Source organism: Nocardia huaxiensis (assembly GCF_013744875.1).
In the GTDB taxonomy this organism is placed as follows: Bacteria; Actinomycetota; Actinomycetes; order Mycobacteriales; family Mycobacteriaceae; genus Nocardia; species Nocardia huaxiensis.
On record NZ_CP059399.1, the window covers coordinates 6,779,420 to 6,801,849 of the forward strand.

Annotated in this window: 21 protein-coding genes; 8 read left to right on the plus strand and 13 right to left on the minus strand. The window is 68.7% G+C overall.

The features are described from left to right. Positions 1-9 precede the first annotated feature (9 nt). Genes H0264_RS30785 through H0264_RS30795 form a run of 3 tightly spaced genes read left to right on the plus strand, consistent with a single transcriptional unit; the run spans position 10 to position 2,722 of the window. On the plus strand, positions 10-963 hold the full coding sequence (locus H0264_RS30785) for an alpha/beta hydrolase (RefSeq protein ID WP_181580796.1): 954 nt from the start codon (positions 10-12) through the stop codon (positions 961-963). Next, on the plus strand, positions 960-2,261 hold the full coding sequence (locus H0264_RS30790) for an aminotransferase-like domain-containing protein (RefSeq protein WP_181580797.1): 1,302 nt from the start codon (positions 960-962) through the stop codon (positions 2,259-2,261). The genes H0264_RS30785 and H0264_RS30790 overlap by 4 nt, the downstream gene beginning before the upstream one ends. After that, entirely contained in the window at positions 2,258-2,722 is a 465-nt protein-coding gene (locus H0264_RS30795; protein ID WP_220139870.1) for a PaaI family thioesterase, read from the plus strand. Before H0264_RS30790 ends, H0264_RS30795 begins: the two co-directional genes overlap by 4 nt. 22 nt (positions 2,723-2,744) lie before the next feature. Here H0264_RS30795 and H0264_RS30800 read toward each other — a convergent pair whose 3' ends face one another. The 5 genes from H0264_RS30800 to H0264_RS30820 all read right to left on the minus strand — a co-directional run bounded on the left by H0264_RS30800 (position 2,745) and on the right by H0264_RS30820 (position 9,151). Continuing rightward, positions 2,745-3,890: an acyl-CoA dehydrogenase family protein gene (locus H0264_RS30800; RefSeq protein WP_181580798.1), complete on the minus strand. Its 1,146-nt coding sequence runs from the start codon at positions 3,888-3,890 to the stop codon at positions 2,745-2,747. 163 nt (positions 3,891-4,053) lie between these two features. Beyond that, a complete protein-coding gene (locus tag H0264_RS30805; protein WP_181580799.1) occupies positions 4,054-4,908 on the minus strand; it encodes a lysophospholipid acyltransferase family protein in 855 nt (284 codons plus the stop codon). Between the two features lie 92 nt (positions 4,909-5,000). Further along, positions 5,001-6,692: a steroid-22-oyl-CoA synthetase gene (gene casI / locus H0264_RS30810; protein WP_181580800.1), complete on the minus strand. Its 1,692-nt coding sequence runs from the start codon at positions 6,690-6,692 to the stop codon at positions 5,001-5,003. 142 nt (positions 6,693-6,834) lie between these two features. Continuing rightward, positions 6,835-8,331, minus strand: coding sequence for a GTPase HflX (gene hflX, locus H0264_RS30815; RefSeq protein WP_181580801.1), 1,497 nt, complete (start codon positions 8,329-8,331; stop codon positions 6,835-6,837). Then, positions 8,324-9,151 (minus strand): MerR family transcriptional regulator, encoded by an 828-nt coding sequence (locus H0264_RS30820; RefSeq protein ID WP_181580802.1) that lies wholly within the window; start codon positions 9,149-9,151, stop codon positions 8,324-8,326. The genes hflX and H0264_RS30820 overlap by 8 nt, the downstream gene beginning before the upstream one ends. Positions 9,152-9,298: 147 nt before the next feature. Between H0264_RS30820 and H0264_RS30825 the strand changes: the two genes are divergently transcribed. After that, positions 9,299-11,104 carry an alkyl/aryl-sulfatase gene (locus H0264_RS30825; protein WP_181580803.1) on the plus strand — a complete coding sequence of 602 codons (1,806 nt, stop codon included), beginning with the start codon at positions 9,299-9,301 and terminating at the stop codon, positions 11,102-11,104. On the opposite strand, the gene H0264_RS30830 is transcribed toward H0264_RS30825, so the two are convergent. Beyond that, entirely contained in the window at positions 11,094-11,762 is a 669-nt protein-coding gene (locus H0264_RS30830) for a response regulator transcription factor (RefSeq protein ID WP_181580804.1), read from the minus strand. The two genes, H0264_RS30825 and H0264_RS30830, sit on opposite strands and share 11 nt — an antisense overlap. Beyond that, complete coding sequence (locus H0264_RS30835) at positions 11,759-12,970, minus strand: sensor histidine kinase (protein ID WP_181580805.1); 1,212 nt, start codon at positions 12,968-12,970, stop codon at positions 11,759-11,761. Before H0264_RS30835 ends, H0264_RS30830 begins: the two co-directional genes overlap by 4 nt. A 251-nt stretch (positions 12,971-13,221) precedes the next feature. On the opposite strand from H0264_RS30835, the gene H0264_RS30840 reads away from it, so the two are divergent. Beyond that, positions 13,222-13,629: a DUF6223 family protein gene (locus H0264_RS30840; RefSeq protein ID WP_181580806.1), complete on the plus strand. Its 408-nt coding sequence runs from the start codon at positions 13,222-13,224 to the stop codon at positions 13,627-13,629. 16 nt (positions 13,630-13,645) lie between these two features. Here the strand turns inward: H0264_RS30840 and dapF are convergent, their stop codons facing one another. From dapF to H0264_RS30860, 4 genes are read right to left on the minus strand one after another with little or no spacing between them, the layout of a single operon-like run. Then, positions 13,646-14,539, minus strand: a complete 894-nt coding sequence (gene dapF / locus H0264_RS30845; RefSeq protein WP_181585947.1) for a diaminopimelate epimerase — start codon at positions 14,537-14,539, stop codon at positions 13,646-13,648. Between the two features lie 30 nt (positions 14,540-14,569). Continuing rightward, positions 14,570-15,379: a TrmH family RNA methyltransferase gene (locus H0264_RS30850; RefSeq protein WP_231084727.1), complete on the minus strand. Its 810-nt coding sequence runs from the start codon at positions 15,377-15,379 to the stop codon at positions 14,570-14,572. Positions 15,380-15,391: 12 nt separating this feature from the next. Then, complete coding sequence (gene miaA / locus H0264_RS30855; RefSeq protein WP_231084726.1) at positions 15,392-16,324, minus strand: tRNA (adenosine(37)-N6)-dimethylallyltransferase MiaA; 933 nt, start codon at positions 16,322-16,324, stop codon at positions 15,392-15,394. After that, complete coding sequence (locus tag H0264_RS30860) at positions 16,321-17,130, minus strand: class III extradiol ring-cleavage dioxygenase family protein (protein WP_181580808.1); 810 nt, start codon at positions 17,128-17,130, stop codon at positions 16,321-16,323. Before H0264_RS30860 ends, miaA begins: the two co-directional genes overlap by 4 nt. A 176-nt stretch (positions 17,131-17,306) precedes the next feature. Here H0264_RS30860 and H0264_RS30865 point away from each other — a divergent pair, with 176 nt between their 5' ends. From H0264_RS30865 to H0264_RS30875, 3 genes are all read left to right on the plus strand, one after another. Then, positions 17,307-18,731 carry a DUF349 domain-containing protein gene (locus H0264_RS30865; RefSeq protein WP_181580809.1) on the plus strand — a complete coding sequence of 475 codons (1,425 nt, stop codon included), beginning with the start codon at positions 17,307-17,309 and terminating at the stop codon, positions 18,729-18,731. Positions 18,732-18,840: 109 nt separating this feature from the next. Then, on the plus strand, positions 18,841-19,119 hold the full coding sequence (locus H0264_RS30870) for a hypothetical protein (protein WP_181580810.1): 279 nt from the start codon (positions 18,841-18,843) through the stop codon (positions 19,117-19,119). Positions 19,120-19,148: 29 nt separating this feature from the next. Further along, complete coding sequence (locus tag H0264_RS30875) at positions 19,149-19,931, plus strand: phosphatase (RefSeq protein WP_181580811.1); 783 nt, start codon at positions 19,149-19,151, stop codon at positions 19,929-19,931. A gap of 2 nt (positions 19,932-19,933) precedes the next feature. Here H0264_RS30875 and H0264_RS30880 read toward each other — a convergent pair whose 3' ends face one another. Continuing rightward, positions 19,934-20,515: an Rv2732c family membrane protein gene (locus tag H0264_RS30880; RefSeq protein ID WP_181585949.1), complete on the minus strand. Its 582-nt coding sequence runs from the start codon at positions 20,513-20,515 to the stop codon at positions 19,934-19,936. A 211-nt stretch (positions 20,516-20,726) separates the two neighbouring features. Continuing rightward, a complete protein-coding gene (miaB, locus tag H0264_RS30885) occupies positions 20,727-22,325 on the minus strand; it encodes a tRNA (N6-isopentenyl adenosine(37)-C2)-methylthiotransferase MiaB (protein WP_420831998.1) in 1,599 nt (532 codons plus the stop codon). Positions 22,326-22,430: the final 105 nt, after the last annotated feature.

A 22,430-nucleotide genomic window follows, 5' to 3' on the forward strand; every position in this document is an offset into this window, starting at 1 on the left:
GAGTGAGAAATGCCGCTTCATCCGCAAGCACAGGCCCTGCGCGACCGCTGGGCCGCCGCACAGACCCCGCCGCTGTACACCCTGACCGTGGCGCAGGCCCGCGCCGCCGATCTCGCGGCCATCCGAAGCACCAGGGGGACACGCGAATCCGTGCACAGCGTGACCAATGCGATCATTCCCGGACCGGGCGGGCAACTGGCGGTCCGGGTGTACAAACCCGCGGTAGCGCCCGGACCGCTGCCGGTGCTGGTGTACTTCTTCGGCGGCGGGTGGACCCTCGGCAGCCTGGAAACCTGTGACGCCCTGTGCCGCACGCTCACCAATGCGGTCGGCTGCGTGACCGTGGCGATCGGCTACCGGCTCGCTCCCGAACACAAGTTCCCCGCAGCGGTTCTGGACTGCGCCGCCGGCGTGCGCTGGGTGGCGGCCAACGCGGCGGCCCTGGGCGTGGACCCGAACCGGCTGGCGGTCGCGGGCGACAGCGCGGGCGGAAACCTGGCGGCGGCGACCTGCCTGCACGCGCGCGACACCGGTGGACCGGCGATCGCCACGCAGGTGCTGGTCTATCCCAACACGCACTACGGCCGGGCGACCGGATCGGCGGTGGAAGCCATCGATCCGGTGTTCTTCAACCAGAATTCGGTGCGCTGGTACTGGAATCACTACCTGGCCGATCCGGCCGCCGGGCGCAATCCGCTCGCGTCGCCCCTGCTCGCGGCCGACCACAGCGGGCTGCCGCCCGCACTGATCATCACCGCGGAATACGATCCGCTGCGCGACGAAGGGGCCGAATACGCGGACCAGCTCGCGGCCGCCGGCGGACAGGTGTGCCATCGCCGCTACGACGGCGTGATGCACGGATTCTTCACCATGAGTGGCGAACTCGACGCGGCGCGCACCGCGGTCGCGCAGGTGGCGGGACATCTGCGGGGCGTCTTCGCCCAGATCGGCGCGGCCGCATGAGCACCGAACTGGCGCTGAGCGATCTGCACGACAGCGTGGCCGACCCCGCATCGAGCGCCATGACCTTTCTCAACGAGGTCGTGGAACGTTTTCCCGAGGCGGTGTCCTTCGCGCCGGGCCGTCCGGCCGAGGGGGAATTCCGGACCGCCGACATCACCCGGTATCTGGCTGCCTATGTGTCGTATCTGTCCGAGGTGGAAGGGTTTTCGGCGCAGCGAATCGCCACCGAACTGTTCCAGTACGGCCGCACCAACGGGCAGATCCACCCCCTGATCGCCCGCACGGTGGCCAATGACGAGGACATTGTCGTCGACCCGGAAGCCGTCGTGGTCACCGTCGGCGCGCAGGAGGGCATGCTGCTGGTCCTGCGGGCCCTCTTCGCCGGCCCCGCCGACGTGCTGTTGGTGGCCTCACCCTGCTATGTCGGAATCACCGGGGTGGCACGCCTGCTCGGCATCGAGATGGTTCCGGTCCCCGAAGGCCCCGAGGGCGTGGAACCCGCTGTGCTGCTGGAGATTTCGAACCGGGTGCGAGCCACGGGCAAACGCCCCCGCGCCCTGTACCTGGTATCGGACTTCGCCAATCCGACCGGCTCCAGCATTCCCGGCGCCAGGCGACGCCAACTGCTGGATGCGGCGGCGGCCGCCGATCTGCTTGTCATAGAGGACAATCCGTACGGCTTCTTCCGCCGCGCGGGCGAATCCCCGCTCCCCCTCAAGGCTTTGGACGCCGACCACCGGGTGATCTACCTCGGCTCGTTCGCCAAAACCTGCATCCCCGGCGCCCGGGTCGGCTACGTCCTGGCCGATCAACCCGTCACGGACGCGCACGGCCGGCGCACCCTGCTCGCCCAGGAGCTGTCGAAGATCAAAAGCATGGTCACCGTGAACACCTCCACGGTGAGCCAGGCGGTGATCGGCGGCATGCTCGTCGACAGCGGATTCCGTCTGCGCGAAGCGAATACCGATGCCATCAAGTGGTACGCGCAGAATCTGCAACTACTGCTGGACGAACTGTCGGACCGTTTCGCCGGCCGCACCGGAGTCGCCTGGACCCGGCCCGACGGCGGCTTCTTCGTCGTCGTCGATGTCCCGTTCCGCGCCGACGACGCCGCACTGGAACGCTCCGCCCGCGACTTCGGCGTGCTGTGGACACCGATGACCTACTTCCACATCGACGGCGGCGGCACCCGGCAACTGCGCCTGTCCTGCAGCGCCCTCGCCCCCGACGACATCCGAGCCGGGGTGGCACGACTGGCCGACTTCATCGAATCCGAAGAATTGAGAACCCTGCTGTGAGCGAATCACCCACCGCCGCAATCGATTCGGACGTCTGGCACCGCATGGGCGTGACCGGCGAGGGCGCCCTGTCCGAGCGCATGGGCATCGAGGTCCTCGAAGCCGCCGCCACCCGCACAGTGCTGCGCATGCCGGTAGCGGGCAACACCCAGCCCTACGGCCTGCTGCACGGCGGCGCCTCCTGCGTGCTCGCCGAAACCGCCGCCTCCATCTCCGCCGCCCTGCACGCCGGCCCGGACCGCGCCGCGGTAGGCATCGAACTCAACGCCTCCCACCACCGCTCGGCCACCTCCGGTGCAGTCACCGCCGTCGCAACCCGAGTGCACGGCGGCCGATCGGTGGTCACCTACGAGGTCCGCATCCACGACACCACCAACCGGCCGATCTGCACGGCCCGGGTAACCTGCCTCATCCGCGACAGCTCCCACTCCGCGCTACCCGCCCCACCCACCTGGGCCTGACCAACCGCGAAACCGCCTGGTATCAGAACAGTTTCAGGCTGCGGCCGATGATCTCCTTCATGATCTCGGTGGTGCCGCCGTAGATGGTCTGGATGCGGGCGTCCATGTAGGCCTTGGCGATCGGGTATTCGCGCATGTAGCCGTAGCCGCCGTGGAGTTGCAGGCAGCGGTTGATGAGGTCGAGCTGTTCCTCGGTGGACCACCACTTGGCCTTGGCGGCGTCTTCGACGCTCAGCTTCTCCTGGTTCAGCAGGGTGATGCAGTGATCGACGAAGACGCGGACGGCGGTGGTCTTGGTGGCCAGTTCCGCCAGGACGAAACGGGTGTTCTGCAGGGCGCCGATCGGTTTGCCGAAAGCCTTGCGGTCGCGGACGTACTGGCAGGTGAGATCCAGGCAGGATTCCATGGCGGCGGCGGCCATGACGGCGATGGACAGGCGCTCCTGGGGGAGGTTCTGCATCAGGTGGATGAAGCCCTGACCCTCGGTGCCGAGAAGGTTCTTGCCGGGGACGCGGACATTGTCGAAGGTGAGTTCGGCGGTGTCCTGGGCCTTGAGGCCGATCTTGTCGAGGTTGCGGCCGCGTTCGAAGCCTTCCATGCCGCGCTCGACGACCAGCAGCGAGAAGCCCATGGCGCCCTTGTCGGGGTCGGTCTGGGCGACCACGATCACGATGTCGGCATTGATGCCGTTGGTGATGAAGGTCTTGGCGCCGTTGAGGATCCAGTCGTCGCCGTCGCGGACCGCGCGGGTCTTGATGCCCTGCAGGTCGGAGCCGGTGCCGGGCTCGGTCATGGCGATGGCGGTGATGATCTCGCCGGCACAGAAGCCGGGCAGCCAGCGCTGCTTCTGCTCCTCGTTGGCCAGCTCCAGCAGGTACGGGAGGATCACGTCATTGTGCAGGCCCCAGCCGAGGCCGGAGTACATGCCGCGGGTGACCTCCTCGGTGATGACCGCGTTGTAGCGGAAGTCCTTGACCCCGCCGCCGCCGAACTCCTCCGGCACGGCCATGCCGAGGTAGCCCTGCTTGCCGGCCTCCAGCCAGACGGCGCGGTCGACGATGCCGTCCTGCTCCCACTGCTCGTGGTGCGGCGCCACATGCTGATCCAGAAACTTTCGGAACGACTCCCGGAACAGCTCGTGTTCGGGTTCGAAAATTGTGCGTTCCACGCCAACCTCCTGTGTGACCTCAGGCACCATCGCCTCTGCCCATACGGTACACGGAAGCCGAACCGTCGTTTACTTAGAGGGTTGGGAAAGTACCCCGAACTGCGACGGGCACCGGTGACCGCGCAGAACGTAAGGGCTGAACCCCGGTAAACCTAGCCGGGTGTCAGAGACCGACCGAGGAGAGCGTGCGGCCCAGCAGGCTGCGACCTCGATCACGGGCGCGCTCACCGAGCAGGAACTCGAGCTCACCTTCGAGGGCCTTGCGCACCACCAGCTGGAGTTCGGCCGCGGCGGCGTCGAGATCCTCGGCATCACGCCACGCGCCGGTGTCGATGGGCGTGCCGAGCGAGTAGTAGAAACGCTCCGGCTTGGGCAGCAGGGTCGGGCCGACGCCGCGGATCAGCGGCGGGGTCAGGGTCTCCCGCAGACCCAGGGCCTTGACCAGCTTCTTCACCGGCGCCATGACCGGATCGTCGCCGTCGAAGACGATGTCGTAGATATCGTCGCCGCCGACCATGGCCATCGGCACGATCGGCGCGCCCGCCTCGATCGCCATGCGCGCGAAACCGGTCCGGCCGTCCCAGATCAGCTCGTACTTGCGTCCCTTCCCGCGCATGGCCTCCCGGCCGCCGCCCGGGAACACCGCCACCGCCTCACCGTTCTCCAGCAGCGTGGTGCAGTTGTGCCGGTTGCCGCGCACGATTCCCAAGCGGTGCAAGGCATCTCGCAACACCGGGACATCGATGAGAACGTTCTCGGCGAGGCCGCGCACCAGGCGGTCACGCCGCACCAGCACCTCGTGCGCGAGCAGCGGGGCGTCGGTGCCACCGGCGAGGGTGTGGTTGCCGACCAGCAGCACCGGGCCCTCGGACGGAATATTCTCCAGCCCCCAGAAACGCGGACTGAACCACGCCCGTGAGGGGGCGCACAGCACGTCGATGACGCGGCGATCGGTATCGCTCAGATCAATGTGCAGCGGCGCACCATCGGTGAGCCGCGTCGAACCTACTTCGGACATAGGGGTGCCATTCCCAGACAAATCGAGCCCTCCCTGCAGAACTATCGATAACGGCATGCTAACGAAAATCACTGCGGGCCACCGACCGCGGGTCAGATCAGCTGCGCGCGACCGAAACGCTCGAACTCCGCCTCGAGCTCGGCGCGGCCGGCGCCGGACAGCAGCCGGTATTCCGGCCGGCCCCGGCCCGCCCAGCGGTACACCGGGTCGATGGTGCTCCAGGACTGCGCTCGCAGCTCCCGTTTGAGCACCTTGTTGGAGCCGGTGACCGGCAGGCGCGCCGACACCCGCACCAGGCGAGGCAGCTCCTTGGTACCGAGATCCGCTTGGTCACAGAGGAATTCGGCGAACCCGGCCATATCGAAGGCGTGCGGATCGGCCACCTCGAGGGCCGCCATCACCTGATCGCCACTGCGCGGATCGGGAACCGCGAACACTCCGGCGGCCACCACCTCCGGATGCCTGCGCAGCACCCGTTCGATGACCAGCGCGGAAATGTTCTCGCCGTCGACGCGAATCCAATCTCCTTGGCGTCCCGCGAAATACAGGAAGCCCGCGGTATCGATATAGCCGAGATCGCCGGTCCAAAACCAACCGTGACGCAGTCGCTCGGCATCGGCAAGATCGTTTTTGTAGTAGCCCTCGAAGGAGAGCGCACCGGCCTTGTCGACCATTTCGCCGATGGCCTGCTCCGGATTGAGCACGCGGCCATGAGAATCCAGCACCGCCGGGGCGCAGTCACGCAGCGTCGCGGAATCGACCACCGCGACGCCCGCATGCGCGGGTCGGCCCAGTGCGCCCGCGGGTGCGTCAGGAGCCAGGGCGACCAGGCCCGACCCTTCACTCGAGCCATACCCCTCGAACAGCGGCGCACCGAAGCGGCGCTGGAATTCGGCCTGATCCTCCACCGATGCCTCGGTGCCGAAACCGCGGGTGAGACGGTTGTCGGAGTCGCCCGGGGCTTCCGGTGTGGCGAGCAGATATCCGAGCGCCTTGCCCACGTAGGTGAAGAAAGTGGCGTCGAAATACCGTATGTCGGAAAGGAATCCGGAGGCGGAGAACTTCGGGGTGAGGCAGACCGTCGCGCCGTTGGCCAGAGCGGGAGCCCACAGCGCCATGATGGCATTGCCGTGGAACAGCGGCATGCAGCAGTAGTCCACGTCCTCGCGGAGGTGACCGAATTTGTCGGTGGCCGCGTAGGCGATCATCGCCAGGCGGCGCTGACTGCATTTGACGGCCTTGGACGTGCCGGTGGTGCCCGAGGTGAACAGCAGGAGCAGCAGCGAATCCGGACCACCCTGCGCCACAACCGAATCCGCCCGATGCACGGCGATCTGCTTCGGGTACTCCGGATCGTCCACGAGCAGGAACCGGTCGGGCTCCAAACCGAGATCCAGGCCGTCCAGCCGCCGCATGCCCGCCGCATCGGTGACGATCAGCTGACAGTCCACGTACCGGATGTCGTCCGCCAGCTGCGCGGTGCTGCGGGTCGGATTGATCCCGGCGATCGTCGCGCCCGCCAGAGCCCCAGCGCCGAGCCAGAATACGAAATCCGGCACATTGTCCAGCAGCACGCCGATATGGAAAGGCCCGTCGCGGCGTAGTTCTCGGGCCAGCGCGGCGCGGGCCGCCGCTTCCCGCACGACTTCGTCCCAGGTCCAGTCCTGTGTGCGGGTTCGCAGGCCCGGATGCTCGTCGCCGAGGCGGTCCAGCAGCATAGTCGCGATATCCGGCCGCCGCTGGGCCGCGGTGCCGGTGGGTGTCTTGTCGAAATCGCCTTCCATCACTCGACTTTCACGCGTCCCGCGCCCCCGCGTGGACGAGTTCGGCATATTCCCTGGGCAATACGACGAACTCCCGGCCACTGCGGCCGGGAGTTCCGTTGTCGTGCTGTCGAGCGGCCCCGGTTCGTCACCTGGGCCGGGCTCAGATCTCCTCGTCCGGTCCCGAGCCGTTGGAAGACGTTCCGGCATGGGCGAATTCGACCAGCTGACCGGCCAGGGCCTGGGGCACCCGGGCGCGCACCAGCGTGCCCGCCTCCGCGTGCTCGGACTCGAGAATCCGGCCGTCGGCGTGAATGCGGGCGAGCAGATCACCGCGCGTGTACGGCAGCAGCACGCTGACCTCGACATCGAGGCCGCCCAGAATCCGGTCCAGCCGATCCCGCAGCGAATCCAGGCCCGCGCCCGTGCGGGCGGAGACGAATTCGGCTTCGGGAAGCCAGCCGCGCAGCTGGGTGACGTCCAGCGGATCCAGCGCGTCGATCTTGTTCACCACCAGCAGTTCCTGCGGGGCGGGCGTGCCCGATTCGCGCAGGACGTCGGTGATGACCTCGCGCACCGCCTTGATCTGCTGATCCGGCAGCGGATCGGAGCCGTCCACCACATGCAGCAGCAGATCCGCGCCCGTCACCTCTTCGAGGGTGGAGCGGAACGCCTCGACCAGCTGGGTCGGCAGATGCCGGACGAAGCCGACGGTGTCGGTGAACACCACTTCACGCCCGTCCTCGAGCGCCGTCTTGCGAGTGGTCGGATCGAGGGTGGCGAACAGCGCGTCCTGCACCAGGATGCCGGCGTCGGTGAGCGCGTTCATCAGGCTCGACTTACCGGCATTGGTGTAGCCGACAATCGCGACCTGCGGAATGCCGCTGGAGACCCGCTTGGCGCGTTTGGTGTCGCGCGCCGTCTTCATCTCGCGAATCTCGCGGCGCAGCTTGGCCATTCGCTCGCGAATGCGGCGGCGATCGGTTTCGATCTTCGTCTCACCGGGACCGCGCAGACCCACACCGCCATTGCTGCCGGCCCGACCACCGGCCTGCCGGGACATGGACTCACCCCAGCCGCGCAGTCGCGGCAGCATGTACTCCATCTGCGCCAGCGAGACCTGGGCCTTGCCCTCACGCGAGGTGGCGTGCTGGGCGAAGATGTCCAGAATCAGGGCGGTGCGGTCGATGACCTTCACCTTGACGACCTTCTCCAGCGCGGTCAGCTGCGCGGGCGACAACTCACCATCACAGATGACGGTGTCGGCGCCGGTCTCGAGGACGATGCCGCGCAGTTCGTCGGCCTTGCCGGAGCCGATATAGGTGGACTTGTCGGGCCGGTCGCGACGCTGGATCATCGCGTCCAGCACCTCCGAACCCGCGGTCTCCGCGAGCGCCGCCAGCTCGGCCATACTGGCCTCGGCCTGCACGGCGGTGCCTTCGGTCCAGACGCCGACCAGCACGACCCGTTCCAGGCGCAGCTGCCGGTACTCGACCTCGGTGACGTCCTCGAGTTCGGTGGACAGACCCGCGACACGACGCAGCGCACTGCGGTCATCGAGCTGCATTTCGCCGACGGTCGGCGCAGCAGACCAACCGGCCTGGGCGTCGTCGGCGCTCTCCTCGGCGGGAGTGAACTCATACGTTTCTTGTTTACTCATACACCTCCATGGTCCCACGGCTCAACGGAAAGCCGCATTCGGTTATTTCACGGCGATTCCCTCGTGCTCCATTCGAGGCGACACCGCCGCGATCCATTCGAGGCGTCGCCTCCGTGCTCCACCGGTGCAGAGCCTCGTACAGCCAGTGGTGCGCGCCGCCCGCGGTGGCGGGGGTGCCGAACAGATCGCCGGTGAGCGACCAGTAGCGGCGCACCCGTCGATCGCCGTCGGTCGCACCGATCAGCAGGCGCTCCCGGAATCCCGGCGAATCCCGTTCCCCGCGCGCCCGCGCATGGAGTTCCACGAAGCGGTCGAGCTCCCGGCCCGGATGCGGTGGCACGCCGTCGACCACCATTGGCACGACCTCGGTGCACACCTCGGTCAACCCGGCCAGCAATCCGCGCCGGTCCCGCACCGCACCGGATCTCGTACGCCAAATCTGCTGTCCCACCAGTGCATACACCTCGGGATCGGCCACCAGGCCGGTCAGCTCCGCATAGGCCACCACCTGCTCGGCCGAGGGGTCGACCGGCGGCGGCGGGACATTCATGTCCACGTAGTCGTCGAAATCCCGCGACGGCATGGCCGTGAACACCCGCCGCCAGAACCGCACCAGCGCAGCGTGCGCCGCCCGCCCGTCCGGCACGGCCGTCAGCACCGCGAGCCGCCCGGCCCGCTCCCCCGGAGCGGCCGCCTCCACCGCGTGCAGCGCCGCCCGCCGCCATGCCATCTCCGCGATTTCCGCATCCACCCGGGCCCGTTCGGCCGCGACCGCCTCCCCGATCGTCAACAGCCCGTCCCGCTCCCACGCCTCGGTCACCCTTTCGAGGCTCTCACACGACCTCGGCCCGGTCGATGGCCAGCCGTGACGGTGGTGCCGGTTTCACCCGTCCCGGGTGACGAGCGGGGCGCGGGGGCGGGGGAAGATGAGAGACGGGGTGGCCCGGGATCGATCGGAGGAGCTTCGATGGCACTGGATTTCACCGACCAGACCGATTTCGACAATGCGCAGCGCGGATTCATCGCGACGCTCGACCCGCTGACCATCAGGAATGCCGAGGGGCGGGCTGTTTTCGACCTGTCGGGGTACGGGTTTCTCGATGCGGAATGTCCCGAGACGATCAACCCGAGTTTGTTCCGGCAGAGCCGGTTGTGCCGGATCAATGGGTTGTTCGAGGTGGTCGAGGGGATCTATCAGATTCGCGGGTTCGATATCTCGAATATGACGCTGGTCGAAGGCGAGAACGGGGTGATCGTCATCGATCCACTCATCTCCGCCGAATGCGCGGCGGCGGGGCTGGCGCTGTATCGGGAGCATCGGGGTGCGCGGCCGGTGACCGGAGTGATCTATACGCATTCGCACGGCGATCATTTCGGCGGCGTCGAGGGGGTGCTGCCGGACGGGGCGGGTGCGGTGCCGATTCTCGCACCGGCCGGATTCATGGCGGAGGCCGTGTCGGAGAACGTGTATGCGGGCACGGCCATGAATCGGCGGGCCGATTACATGTATGGCGTCACACTGCCGGTGGGGCCGGAGGGACAGGTCGGGACGGGGCTGGGGTTGCGGACCTCGCATGGGTCGCTGGGGTTGATTCCGCCGACCGTCGACATCACGCACACCGGGCAGCGGGAGACGATCGACGGGGTGCCGATCGTTTTCCAGCTGACACCAGGGACCGAGGCGCCGGCGGAGATGAATTTCCATTTCCCGCGGCATCGCGCGCTGTGCGTGGCGGAGAACGCGACGCACAATCTGCACAATCTGCTGACATTGCGAGGCGCGCAGGTGCGGGATCCGCGGAGCTGGTCGCGGTATCTCGACGAGGCGATCGAATTGTTCGCCGCCGACTCCGATGTCGCTTTCGCGTCGCATCATTGGCCGACATGGGGAACCGAAGCATTGACCCGATTCCTCGCCGAACAGCGCGATCTGTACATCTATCTGCACGATCAGACGCTGCGCATGATGAATCAGGGGCTGACGGGCGTCGAGATCGCGGAGGAGATCGCGCTGCCGCCCGCGCTCGCGGCGGCCTGGCACGCGCAAGGCTACTACGGGTCGGTCAGCCACAATGTGAAGGCGATCTATCAGCGGTATCTGGGCTGGTTCGACGGTCATCCGAGTTCGCTGTGGCAGCATCCGCCGCGGGCGCTGGCCGAGCGGTATGTGGATGTCATCGGCGGGGTGGAAGCCGTTGTGGCACAGGGACGCAAGTACGCCGACGACGGCGACTTACGCTTCGCTGCGGAGTTGCTCAAGCACGCGGTGTTCGCCGCCCCCGAGGACGAGCCGGCGCGAGAAGCGTTGGCGCAGGTGTACACCCGGCTCGGCCACGGCGCGGAGAACGCCACCTGGCGGGGCTTCTATCTCAGTGGGGCGAAGGAACTCCGGGAGGGCATCACACCGCCGCCCATCGATCTCGGCGGTGGGATGGCGGCGGCGCTGAGCGTGGAGCAGCTCTTCGACACCGTGGCCATCCGGATCGACGGGCGGCGTGCCGCAGCGGAAACCCTGTGCGTGGATTGGCATTTCACCGATCTGGGAAGCACGCTGCGCACCGCGCTGTCCAATGGCGCACTCATTCGCACACCTGATCCGCGCACCGGCGCGCACGTCGATCTGACGGTGACCTTGACCAAACAACAGCTGCTCGGACTGCTCGCGGGCGGCGCGACCGACGGGCTCGCGCTCGACGGCGATCCCGAGGTCCTGCCGCGACTGTTCGCACTGCTCGACGATCCCGATCCCGCTTTCGCGATCGTCACCCCTTGACCAGCCCGGTCCGGTGGGCGATGACGACGAGTTGGGCGCGGTCGCGGGCGGACAGTTTGCGCATGGTGTTGCTGACATGGGTGCGGGCGGTGGCGGGGCTGAGCTGAAGCGCGAGTCCGATCTCGGTGTTGCTCATGCCCTCGCCGACCAAGGCCAGGACTTCCCGTTCGCGCTCGGTCAGGACGGACAGCCGGTCGTCGGCGGCGCGGGCAGCCGTCTCCTGGGCGGTGAAACGGCTGATCAGGCGGCGGGTGATGCGGGGTGCGAGGAGGGCGTCACCGGCGGCGATCACGCGGATGGCATGCAGGAGTTCGGCGGGACCGGCGTCCTTGAGCAGAAAACCGCTGGCGCCGGACCGAAGGGCTTCGAAGACATAGGCGTCGGTGTCGTAGGTGGTGAGAATGAGAACGCGGGTGCGCTCGAGGCCGGGGGTGCGGGCAATGTGGGCGGTGGCTTCGATGCCGTCCAGTTTGGGCATGCGGATGTCCATGAGAACCACGTCGGGACGGGTGGCGCGCGCCTGCTCGATGGCTTCGTGACCGTTGGCGGCCTCACCGACCACCGTGATGCCGTCCTCCAGGTCGAGCAGCACCCGGAAGCCGGACCGGACGAGCACTTCGTCGTCGGCGAGCAACACCTTGATCGGCGGGGTGTTCACAGCCGCGCCTCCGCCGGAACGACGGGCAGGCGGGCCAGGACCTCGAATCCGCCGGCCGAGGTCGGCCGGGCCTGAAGCTCGCCGCCGAGCAATCGGCAGCGTTCCCGCATACCGATGATGCCCCGGCCCGGCGCAACGCCGTCCGGTGCGAGCACGGCACCGGAATCCGTACGCCCGCAATCGGTGACACGAATCCGCACCACCTCGGCAGCACGGTCCAGGGCGATGGTCACCCGCGTCGGACCCACATGGCGGATCACATTGGTGATCGACTCCTGCACGATGCGATACGCGGCGGCGGCGACCGCACCCGGCAGCGGCGTGGCGGGCAGGTTGTCCTCGACGGTCACCTCGAGCCCGGCCTCGCGGGCCTGCCGGATCAGGTCGCCGATCTCCCCCACCCCGGGCTGCGGCGCACGCTCGTCATCGGAGTCGTCCCCGCGCAGCACCCCCAGCACGGCCCGCATCTCGCTCAGCGCACGCGAACTCGTCTGCTCGATCGTGCGCAACGCCTCGCGAGCCTGCTCCGGCTTCCGGTCGAGCACATGCGCGGTCACCCCGGCCTGCACATTGATGACGGCGATGGCGTGCGCGACGGTGTCGTGCACCTCGCGCGCGATCCGCAACCGCTCGGCATCGACGCGCGCCCGCGCCACCTCGTCGCGGGTGCGTTCGGCCAGCTCGGCCCGCTCCTGCGCCTCGACGGCGAGAACCCTTCGGGTCCGGACGGATTCACCCAGGGCGGCGCTCATCACCGACGCGCCGATCCGGAAATACACCCAGCCGATCGCCGCGCGCGGCTCGACATCGGCGGCCGCGACCAGCCAGAACACCGCCAGCACGGTGATACCCCCGCCGACGATCACCAGGGACCGGCGACCGTCACCATAGGCGGCGACGGTGTACGCGGCGAGGAACAGCGCCAGCCATGTCGGCCCGTCGGGGAAACCCAGTCCGTAGTACACGAGGCTGGCGAGCGCGGTCGCGGCGAAAACCGGTACCGGCCAACGGCGGCGCACCGACACCGCCAACCCGCTCACGATCAGCAGCAGGTAGCCGAGATTTCCGAAGTCGGTCAGCGGATGCTGCACCACCTCACCGGTATTGCGGACGATGGTGCCCTGCACCTGCATGTAGGTGATGAACACGGTGAGCGACAACTCCTGCACCGGGACGGGCAGTCGCAGGTTCACCGGACGGTCTCGCATACCGCGATCCTAAGTGCCACCAGCACGGTCGCACTCGGTCCGCGAGCGCATGCGTCTACGTCGACGGACGTAGACGCGGCGCGAATCAGCTACCCGCACCGCCGTATTCGCAAGCGACCGTGGACCGACGCCGGATCCGTCCCGGGACGCGAGGATCGAATTCGCGAGGTTCCGAGCCGGAAACCTCGCCCCGGCGCCCCCGAACCGATTTCACGAGCGCCGATCCGCCTTCTCAGCCAAGGAGATTCGTCATGTTCGCCCAGTACCTCGCCACCGCTCCGGTCTCGACCCACACCGTGCTCGCAGCCGGCTACGGCCCCGGCTCGGGCCGCTTCGGAGCCACCCTGGCCGCCGGAATCGCCCTGGTCGGCATTGGCATCGGCCTGCTGGCCCGGCGTCGTTCCCAGCGCGGCGCCGGCGGCCGCGTCGAGGCCGTGCTGGCGCAGGCCGTAGCCGTGACCGCCCTGTCGCTGGGCGTATGGCATTGGGCCCGCTCGGCGGACGGCTTCGGCACCGGCAATGGCCGAGCGGGAGCCATCCTGGCCACCCTCATCGCCGTGATCGGCGTGGGCCTCGGTGCGCTGACCCTGCTGCGCGCGGCCCGCACCGGCCTTCCCGCGGACCGCGGTGCGCCGCAGACCCTCACATCGGAGCGATGACCGGCGGCGATACCGCTCAGGCGTCCTGCCACCACTTGGCGGCGATGCGGCCGGTGGCGACCAGGACCGAGGGACCGCGCAGCCAGGCCGCGCCGTTCTCGATGCCGACGGTGACCTCGCCGCCGGGGATGCGGACTTCGATGTGACCGGAGTCGTGGGCCAGGTCGAAGCCGTCGCGGGCCAGCGCGGAGGCGGCGGCCGCGACGGTTCCGGTTCCGCAGGAACGGGTTTCGCCCACGCCACGCTCGTAGACGCGCATGTCGACGAACTTCCGACCGTCGGAGCCGACGGCGAGGGGGGTCAGGATTTCGACGTTCACACCGTGCGGGAAGAGGGTGTGGTCGAAGCCGGGAGCCTGCTCCAGGTCCAGGGCATACAGAGAGTCATGGGTCAGCGACGGGTCGACGCAGGCCAGGTGCGGGTTGCCGACATCGATGCCGAGGCCGGTGAAGTCACGGCCGGACAGGGCGGCGGTGGATTCACCCAGCACACGCACCTTGCCCATGGCGACGGTGACCTCGCCGTGCACCGGATCGGCGTGATGGACCACGACCGGACGCGCGCCCGCGCGGCTGCCGACCACGAACTCTTCGCGGGATTCCAGGCCGGTGGCGACCAGGTAGTGGGCGAAGACGCGGACACCGTTGCCGCACATCTCGGCGATGGAGCCGTCGGCATTGCGGTAGTCCATGAACCAGTCTTGCGGGCTCACATCCGCCGGAAGCTCGCTCAGCACACCGGTTTCGATGAGAGCGCTCGCCCGCGCCACGCGCAGCACACCGTCCGCGCCGAGGCCGCGCTGCCGGTCGCACAGCGCCGCGACCCGCGATTCGGTCAGTTCCAGCCACGCGTCGGGGTCCGGCAGCACCACGAAATCGTTCTGGGTGCCGTGCCCCTTGCTGAATTCGATGTCAGCCGCGCTCTCGCTCGTCATATGTCCTCACCGCAACGCCCGGCGTTGCCGGGAGATCTCGTACAGGGCCACCGCTGCCGCCGACGGCGACCCGAGGGTGCCGTCGGTCGGGATGCACACCAGATCGTCGCAGGCCTGCAACCAGGCGGGTGCGAGCGATTCGATGTCATCGCCGAGGACCAGGACGGTGGCGCCGCCGAATTCGAGGTCGTCGAGGGCGATCCCGCCGTGGTCGTCACTGCCGACGATACGGGTGTCGATGCCACGGCGTTGCTGCCGGTCCCGGAATGCGGCCAGCCGGTCCGGGCCCGAGGCGCGCAGCACGGGGATGGCGAACAGCGCGCCGTCGGAGGCGCGCACGCTCTGCGGGTCGTAATGGTCTGCGCCGGAACCGGTTACGATCACGCCGGACGCGCCGAAGGCCACCGCCGAGCGGATCAGCGCGCCCAGGCGGGCCGCCGCGGCGGGCCGGTCGATCACCACGACGGTCGGCAATTCGCCCGAAACGCCGGGGTGGAAGTCGTCGAGTTCCAGGCGGCGGGTGACGGCCACGGCCACCAGATCCGGCACCGATTCACCGGGCTCGGCCAGCTCGGCCATCACCTCCGGGACCAGGCCCACGCTCGGGACGCCACTCGAATCGAGCACTTCGCGCACCCAGTCCGAGAGCTCCGGCGCACCCAGCCGGTACACGAGAGTCTCCAGGGGCCAACGGTATTCGAGCGCGCGCAGGATGGGGCGCTGCCCGTACACCAGGAACCGCCCGTCGCGCACTCTGCTCGCCCGGCTGTGCAGATACGCCTGCCAGGTCTCGACCGATGCGTTTCGGGTGTTCACGTGGCGCGTCACCTATCGGACTTCCTGTTCGTCCCTCGTCGTCGGGGAGTGAATGCGAGCGAACGCCGTCGCCGCCAACTCCGGGTCGGCGCCGTCCACCCACCGCACCCGCGGGTCCCGGCGGAACCACGAACGCTGGCGTCGAACATAGCGCCGTGTGCCGATGAGGGTGCGCTCCTGCGCTTCTTTCAGGTCGTATTCGTTATCGAAGAACGCCAGGACTTGTGCGTAACCGATTGCGCGCCGGGCCGTCTGGCCGTCGCGCAGCCCGTGGTCGAGCAGGCCGCGGACCTCCTCGACCAGGCCGGAGTCGAACATGAGCGCGGTGCGCAGTTCGATGCGGGCGTCGAGTTCGGCGGTCTCCCGATCCACGCCGATGATCCGCGTGCCCCACCGGGGTTCGCCGATCTGCGGGGCCGAAGCGGCGAACGGCTTGCCGGTGATCTCGACGACCTCGAGGGCGCGCACCATGCGGCGGCCGTCGGTGGGCAGGATGGTGGCGGCGGCGACCGGATCGGCCTGTTTCAGGGCGGCGTGCAGCGCAGCGGTGCCGCCCTCCGCCAGCACGGCCTCCCACTTGGCCCGGACCTCCGCGTCGGTGGCGGGGAAATCCCAATCATCCAGCAGCGCTTGCACATACATCATGGAGCCGCCCACGATGACCGGCGTGCGGCCGCGCGCCATGATCGCCTCGACATCGGCGCGGGCGGCGGTCTGATAGGCCGCGACGGTGGCGGTTTCGGTGACGTCGAGGACGTCGAGCTGATGATGCGGGATGCCCCGGCGCTCGGCGACAGGCAGTTTCGCGGTGCCGATATCCATCCCGCGATAGAGCTGCATGGCGTCGATATTCACGATCTCGCCGTTCAGGCGCTGCGCGAGATCCAATGCCAGATCGGACTTTCCGGTGGCGGTGGGGCCGACGACGGCGATCGGCGTGGTCACCGCGCGGCTCCGGGACGCCAGACGCTCACGTGGTAGGCGACGCCGAACGGGGCTGCGGCATAGCCGGTTTCGACCTCGGGGTCGGCGGCATCGGCGGCGAAGAGCCCGGCGAGGACCTGGTAGGCGGCGCGCCCGGCGACCGACAGCTCGGCGCACAGACCGATGTCGAGGGCGGCGAGGGCCCCCCGGTCCCCGGCCGTCAGCGCGCGATCGATCTGTGCCTGAACGCCTTCCGCGCGTTCGTCGAAGTAGCCGGGCGAGGAGATCGACAGGGTTGCTGCACCGTCGCCGACGACCAGCACCCCGTACGGTTCGGGGTCGGCGTCGAGCTCGGCGCGCAACCGCCGCCCGAAGGTGAGGCACTCGTCCGCGGTGGCGTCGGCGGCGATCAACCGGCCGTGCGCGGTGACCTCCGGCGCGACCCGGGCACGCAGCCAGCCACCGATCAGAACGGGCAGCGGCAGGGTCGGATCGGCCACCGCGACACCGCCGCGCGGGTCCGCGGCGGCCGGTCCCGCGGCGTCGCTGTGGCGCAGGACACCATTCCCGGTCGCGGCCGCCAAGCTCACCTGTACGTCCACGCCGTAGCCGCGGAAGCTGCCCACAGAATCAGAACCGACCAGTCGATTCCCGTCTGCCGCACCCACCACGACCCATCGCGTCACCGGCCCCGCGAGCGCCTCCCCGGCCCGCAAAACCGCAGCACGTAGCGCCGCCACCGCCCCTTCGGCCGACGCACCGGCCGCGCCCCCGAGTTCGGGTATCAGCACGGGCGGTGACGGGACCAGCGACGCAACACAGAACACGCCGTCAACCGTAGCGCTAACGCACCTCACCAGCCCCACCCCGCCCGGGTCGCCGCGCGACAGAAGCTGGCTCAAAGACAGCATTTCCCCACCCAGCCTGGTTGAATGGGATGTGCTAGTGGGATGAAGCTAGGGCGTAACCAGGCAGCCGTGACGCGCGGCAGGGACGAGGAGCAATGACCGACAACAGCGGAAACGAGAAGGCTACCCACCCGGAGTCGACCCCGGCGCCCGTGCCCGGTGCCACGCCACGACCCACTCCGGCCTCCGCCGCAGGACCGCGTCCCGGCGCCGGCCAGAAAGCCGACTCGCCCAAACCCCATGCGCACAAGCCCGCGCCCGGCCCGGCCGCGCATCAGCATCCCCATCCGGTGGTCGTGCCATCGGTCAGCGATCCCAGCCAGTGGGGCCGCGTCGACGACGACGGCACCGCCTGGGTGAAGACCGCCGACGGCGAACGCGTCATCGGTTCCTGGCAGGCGGGCGACGCCGCCGAGGGCCTCGCGCACTTCGGCCGCCGCTTCGACGACCTCGCCACCGAGGTGGCGCTGCTCGAGGCCAGGCTCGCCGCCGGCACCGACGCCCGCAAGACCAAGGCCGCCGCCACCGCGCTTGCCGAAACATTGCCCACGGCAGCGGTCATCGGCGATATCGACGGTCTGACGGCCCGGCTGCAGGCCATCATCGAGCACTCCGACGAGGCGGCCGCGCACGCCAAGGAGGAGAAGGAACGCACCCGGCACGAGCAAACCGAGCGCAAAGAGGCCCTGGCCGCCGAGGCCGAGCAGATCGCCTCCGAATCCACCCAGTGGAAGGCCGCCGGCGACCGGCTGCGCGAAATCCTCGACGAGTGGAAGACCATTCGCGGCGTCGACCGCAAGGTGGACGACGCGCTGTGGCGGCGCTTCTCCAAGGCGCGCGAGGCGTTCAACCGCCGGCGCGGCGCGCACTTCGCCGAACTCGACCGGGAACGGGCCTCGGCCAAGACCCGCAAGGAAGAGCTCTGCGTCCGCGCCGAGGAGCTGTCCGGCTCCACCGACTGGTCCGGCACCGCCGCCGTCTTCCGCGACCTGCTCGCCGAATGGAAAGCGGCCGGCCGCGCACCCCGCGAAGCCGACGAACAACTGTGGAAGCGCTTCAAATCCGCGCAGGACGTCTTCTTCGCCGCCCGCAATTCCGCCGCCTCCGAACGCGACGCCGAATTCGAGCACAACGCCACCGCCAAGGAAGAACTGCTCCGGGCCTACGAAAACCTCGACCCCGAAGCCGGTTTGGACGCCGCCCGCGCCGGTCTGCGCGAACTGCAGGAGAAGTGGGACGCCATCGGCAAGGTCCCGCGCGAACGCATCCACGACCTGGAGGCGCGCCTGCGCACCATCGAGAAGCGGGTCCGCGACGCCGTCGACGCCCAGTGGCGCCGCACCGATCCGGAGGCCATGGCCCGCGCCGCCCAATTCCGTGAGCGCGTAGCCCAATTCGAGGAGCAGGCCGCCAAGGCCCAGGCCGCCGGCAAGACCCGCGACGCGGAGAAGGCCCTGGAACAGGCCAAGCAGTGGCGCGAATGGGCAGAGGCCGCCGAGGGCGCGGTCAGCCAGCGCTGAGCTCGACCCCAATTCGTCCGGGCTGTATTGCGGCGCAATGCAGTCCGGACGAATTCGCGTTTCCGGCCGTGCCGTGCAGGCGGGCGGTTCAGCTGGAAAGGATGAGCGCATGAACGAAACCGATTCGGCAGCAGGATCTTTCGGATGGCTGCGCCATAGCGGGCGATTCGTGGCGGCGGCGCTCGTGGGGCTGGCGTTGTCGCTGTGCCTGGCCGGCCCGATAATCCTCGGAGTCTGGCTGGTGGCCGTTCTCGTCTGGGGTATCGGGGTGTCGCGCAAGGGTTTCGATCCGGCGATCGCCGGCTTCATGGCCGGATTCTCGGTGCTGCCCTGCGCTTTCGGGATCGCGCTGCTGCTGGAGTCCCTCGGCTGGTCGAACGCGGTGTAATCGCGGACGTTCTGGTTAAGCTCGGAATCATGGCACCGACCCGCGCAGCACTGATCGAGCACCTGCTGGCCACCCGGATGGCGGGGCGGGTGGCGACGCCGCGGGAGAACAATCTCGAGCATTTCGCGCGCATGGCCAGGCGGGACGAGCATTTCCTGTTCGGATTGGATCCGGGGCCGCGGTGGACGCCGGATACAGTGCTCGATCTGATGGTGCGCAAGGTCGGGGTGGATCCGCGGCTGAACTTCCGGCGCGGGGTGGACACCATCGATCCGGAGCTGACCGCGGATGCGTTGGACCGGTACGCGATTCGGTTCGAGAATGCGCTGCGGGAGCGGCAGCGGGTGCTGTTCGCCACCGGACATCCCAGGACCCTGGCGCGGTTGTACGAGCAGCTCGCGGCGGCGCTGACCGAGGCCGGCGGAACAGTGGTCGTGGCGGGTGCCGGGCTGGGATTCGACGAGTACACCAAGTACGGGCTTCAGCGCGTGGAGATCGACTACTTCCTGGGCGTCGCCGCGCTCACCGATGCGGGCGGGCCGATTCACACCCATTCCGCGCAGCCCATCCGCCTGGTGCTCGCGGAGCTCGCCGAGCGCGGTGAGCCCGTGCCGGATCTTGTTGTCGCCGACCACGGTTGGTGCGGCGGCGCGGGCCACGCGGGCATCGATGCGATCGGCTTCGCCGACTGCAACGACCCCGCGCTGTTCGTCGGCGAGGAGGAGGGAACGGTCGCGGTGGCCGTCCCGCTCGACGACGGCATCGAACCCGAGGAGTACGACCTGCTCGGGGAGTACATCCTCGGGCGCTGAAATCAGTTGTCGCCGAACAGGCGACGGCGCTGCTGCTCCTCGGCCTGGGCGGCGGCATTGCGGCGCTGCTCCTCGGCGGCGAGGTGCACGGCGGTGCGGCTCCACACCACCCGCACCCAGTGGAAGGTCAGCACCATGATGGCGAGCGTGGCCAGGATCAGCCCCGGGCCGGGGCCCGCGCCCTGATAGTTGCCGAGGCCGGGGGTGTTGCGGTGCCAGATGGAGAAGACGCCGAACACGCTCGCAATGGCCGAACCGGCCACCGCGATCCACGCCAGCGCCCAGCGGCGGGTGAACAGCGCCAGCAGCGAGAAGCCGATGCCGAAGACGACCGTGAACCACTCGAACACCCGCGACGGCAGCCCGATGTGCTCGTCCTTGGCGACCGCGTCGTAGAGCAGCACATCGAACCCGCGCGCCGCACCCGCATGCGGCAGCACCAGCGAGAACAGCAGCAGGAACACCGCGATGGCGACGACCATGGCGCGCACGCCCGGATCGATCTCCCCGGCGATCCTGCGTTCGACGGCCTCGAGTTCCGCGCGGAACTGCTCGAAGTCCTTGCTGTCCTCGGCCGCCTTCATGCTCTCCTCGTTCGCCTGCGGCGCCTGCTCCGACGCCGAATCTGGTTGTACCGCTTCATGTGCCGCAGCATCGGAGTCCGGGCGCTCGTCGGCGTCGTCGGGCTGCTTCTCGCTCATTCGCTTCGATCCTCGCTCAGGTGGCGTGATCCAGGGCCACCGGCGACGGTACCTGACTCCTACACGGTGTCGTTGACGGCACCCGATCCAGCGGTCAGGAGCAGCCGCCGGTGCCGCAGCCCGAGGTGACCGGTTCCGGAGCCGGGGCGCCGATGCGGGGCAGGCCGAGGCCGACCCCGATGGGGGCGGTCTTCGGGGTGATGCCGCGTTCGGAGGCGTCGCCCGCGCGGGTGCGGCGGTGGTTGCGAACCTCGCTGTCGGCGATGAGGTGGTGCGGGGCCGCCTCGGTGATGTCGACGGTGATCAGGTCGCCGGGGCGGATCTCGGTGCCGGGGGCCGGGTTCAGCGGCGGGCGGAAGTGCACCAGGCGGCCGTCGCGGGCGCGGCCGGACATGCGGGCGGTGGCGGCGTTCTTCTTGCCGGCGCTGCTCTCGGCCACGAGCAGTTCGACCTCGGTGCCGATCAGTTGCTGATTGGCTTCCAGGGACACCTGCTCCTGAAGCGCGATGAGCCGCATGTAGCGCTCCTGCACCACCTCTTTCGGCAGCTGATCGGGCATCTCCGCGGCGGGCGTGCCGGGGCGGATGGAGTACTGGAAGGTGTAGGCGCTGGTGAAACGCGCCTGCCGCACCACGTCCAGGGTCTCCTGGAAGTCCTCCTCGGTCTCGCCGGGGAAGCCGACGATGATGTCGGTGGTGATGGCCGCGTGCGGCATGGCCGCCCGCACCTTCTCGATGATGCCCAGGTACTTGGCCTTGCGGTACGAGCGCTTCATGGCCTTGAGCACGCGGTCGGAGCCGGACTGCAGCGGCATGTGCAGCTGCGGGCACACATTCGGGGTCTCGGCCATGGCCTCGATCACGTCATCGGTGAACTCTGCCGGGTGCGGGGAGGTGAAGCGCACCCGCTCGAGGCCCTCGATATTGCCGCAGGCGCGCAGCAGCTTCGCGAAGGCGCCGCGGTCGCGCGGTTCGCTCGGGTCGGCGAAGGAGACGCCGTAGGAGTTGACGTTCTGCCCGAGCAGCGTCACCTCCATGACGCCCTGATCCACCAGCGCCTGCACCTCGGCCAGCACATCGCCGGGCCGGCGGTCGACCTCCTTGCCGCGCAGCGACGGCACGATGCAGAACGTGCAGGTGTTGTTGCAGCCCACCGAGATCGACACCCAGCCCGCGTACGCGGATTCGCGCTTGGCGGGCAGCGTGGACGGGAATGCCTCCAGGGATTCGATGATCTCGACCTGGGCTTCCTGATTGTGGCGGGCCCGCTCCAGCAGCACCGGCAGCGAGCCGATGTTGTGGGTGCCGAACACCACGTCCACCCAGGGGGCCTTCTTCACGACGGTGTCGCGGTCCTTCTGGGCGAGGCAGCCGCCGACGGCGATCTGCATGCCGGGCCGGTCGGCCTTGATGGGCGCGAGGTGACCGAGGGTGCCGTACAGCTTGTTGTCGGCGTTCTCGCGCACCGCGCAGGTATTGAAGACGACCAGGTCGGCGGTCGCGCCCGCACTGGCCTTCACGTAACCGGCATCCTCGAGCAGGCCGGAAAGGCGCTCGGAATCGTGCACATTCATCTGGCAGCCGTAGGTCCGGACCTCATAGGTCCGGGCATCACCGAGTTCTGCCTCGCCACGTGCTGAAACCTGCCCCAACGAATTCACCCAACCAGAGTAATAGCTGTGCGTTTCCGCCATCACCGCGGCATCAATCCTGGGTTACGGGCCGGTGTCGAGTCCGGGCACAGAGAGACCGGGGGCACCCAAAGACGAGCAATTCGGGCACGTTCTGTCTAAGGTCAC